Consider the following 641-nt stretch of genomic DNA (forward strand, 5'->3'; position numbering starts at 1 on the left):
CGTTTGCCGTTAAAGGTCAGGTAGTTCCCTGTATCGGCATCGGCGGCAACCGCAATGAGGCGTAATCCGCGATCAACGCCAATCGCTTTGTTCGTTTTCCGCGTTTCCCGAAGTTTGAAGGAAAGGGTGAAGGCAAAATACCATTTCCCCTTTCGCTCAAAAAGCTGCGCATTCCCTTTTTTCGGTTTCGAGATTCCTTCGTACGAAGGTTTATAGTGTTTGCTGTTTGGATCCATTTCCCCGGTCAGAAGGTAGTTCACCCAAAATAAGGAATAATCGTTGGCGCTGGCAGGCACATATTTATCGATGGTTAAATGGCCTTCGATGGTAGGGATGCCAATTTTCAGGTGTCCTTGATCGAAACGGAGCCGCCAGTTCTGATTGTCAAATAGGATCGAGATATTCGCTTGAAAGGATGGAAAACCCTTGGTATTTGCATGCTTCCTCCAATCCTGATACCGGCTGACTGCCAGTTTTCTTGCTTCTTGAAGCAGTGTGGATGGTAGTGGTATGGAACGAAGCAGGTGATCCAGCTCTGTAGCGTTACGTACTGGGACTTCCTGTAGGTATAGAAGGGCTTGATTGCTAGCTTGTGAGAAGTGGGAACGCATCGTTTTATACATGTCTTGTTTCACCAATGT

At 47.1% G+C, this 641-nt stretch carries 1 protein-coding gene; it reads right to left on the reverse strand.

Annotated features, from left to right (window positions below):
• The coding region (locus tag ACFQ0N_RS38245) for a nuclease/transposase family protein (protein WP_483874995.1) at window positions 1-623 on the reverse strand (623 nt) is incomplete at its 3' end.
• Between the last annotated feature and the right edge of the window lie 18 nt (window positions 624-641).

The organism is Paenibacillus sp. GCM10027626 (assembly GCF_042676285.1).
GTDB lineage: Bacteria > Bacillota > Bacilli > Paenibacillales > Paenibacillaceae > Paenibacillus_Z.